Origin of the sequence: Virgibacillus sp. L01, assembly GCF_052246775.1 — a bacterium.
Taxonomy (GTDB): Bacteria; Bacillota; Bacilli; order Bacillales; family Amphibacillaceae; genus Lentibacillus.
Genome location: NZ_JBQQCP010000025.1, coordinates 1 through 1,625, shown reverse-complemented (window position 1 = coordinate 1,625; position 1,625 = coordinate 1). Strand labels below are relative to the sequence as shown.

Genomic DNA, 1,625 nt, shown 5'->3' with positions numbered 1-1,625 from the left:
AAACCAGCTAATAGTTGTCAACATTTTTCACTAAAAAACCTAAGTTTTTCATGCTATACTTAAAATAAACATGCCAAATAAGCTTCCGTTATATTTTGATTGGAAGGTTTTGTATTAATTGGATTAATGTAGTTCTTAAGCTATATCCAGGAAAGTTGTATTTCTTTTAAGCATTGCGTAAATCCAATGTAAAAGCTTATTAACACAAGCGATGATCGCTACTCTAAAAGGTTTACCTTCATCTCGTTTCTTATCGTAAAATTCTCTTAATCTTTTATTACGCGGAATGATTTCCTCGCTTGTTTTCTTTTTACGAGCGTCTCTTATTCCACATTGGACAGCCATAAATAGAGCTTGTCTTAATCTACTAGAACCTCTTTTGGTAATACGGTTTACGGAAGCTGTAAACTTACCACTTGAGTATACGCTAGGATCTACACCAGTGAATGCAACGAGCTTTTTAGGATGATTAAACCTTTCTATTTCACCGATTTCAGAAATAATCGTTGCAGCGATTTTTTCTCCAATACCAGGGATAGATTGGATTATCTTATATTCTTCAATTTCTTTGGCAAGATCATCTATTTCAGCAGCTAACTTAGATAGGTGCTCCTGATATTGAAGAACAATATTTATCATGATTCCTAGGTTAAAAATATGACTTTGATACAAATTATTTTGAAATGGGTTTCGAATTGCTGCCTCTCGTAGCTTTTGTGCCTTTTCCTCTGCCCATTTTTCTGAACGACTCTTACATAGCGAAGCTATTTTATCGGTTAGTACAGATTCGGTTACACTTAAAACTGATTCCGATGTTGGAAATACTAAAAGCACTTGTAAAGAAACTTTTGAATATAGGTTGCCAAATACTCCTTTATATTCGGGGAATACTTGGTCCAAAATCGATTGAAGTTGTAGTTTAGTTTGTGCTGCTACACTTGAAATAGTTTCGTGCTGTCTTGTTAAATTCCGAAGGTTTAAGAGTTGGATCCCTCTTTTCTTACTAGGTTCCAGTTCCTCTTTATAATAAAGTTCACACAGATTGTAGGCATCTATGGCATCTGTTTTCACCTTTCGCAAACTTGAACTTTTCGCTCGATGTGCAATCAATGGATTTACAATAATATATACATAGTCATGTTCCTCTAAATATTGAATAATAGGAGTATGGTAGTGTCCCGTCGATTCCAAAATAACCGAAGGTTTCTCTCCAGCTAGAGACTCAACCTCCTTTAAGAATTCTAGAAATTTATTAAGCTCTTTTACATTATGCAGGATACTAAAACTTTTATGATAAGGCTTTCCTTTATCTAAAAACGCTTGAATCTGACTTTCCCCTTTGGCAACATCCAGACCAATAACTGGATTCATACTATTTCTCCTCCTTAAATTACTTCATGTCGGTAACCCCTAAAGCTGCTTGTAATGTCATAGGTTCGCTTGTTAAACGGGATCTTAGTCCCAACCAGCCTGAAACATGTTTATACAAGTAGGGGGTGAACAGTTTTGTTGACGGGATCTAGTCCCACGGGTGCGACGTTCTACCCCGACTACCGTAATAATAAGACCATATAAAAAAAGGTCAACCAGAAAAATCTGGATAACCTTATATTACGAACGGGTGC

General features: G+C 35.8%; 1 protein-coding gene. It reads right to left on the bottom strand.

What is annotated here, in order from left to right; all coding sequences use genetic code 11:
- Window positions 1–135: 135 nt before the first annotated feature.
- Window positions 136–1,371 (bottom strand): IS110 family transposase, encoded by a 1,236-nt coding sequence (locus tag ACTWQM_RS19985; protein ID WP_443259892.1) that lies wholly within the window; start codon window positions 1,369–1,371, stop codon window positions 136–138.
- Window positions 1,372–1,625 lie beyond the last annotated feature (254 nt).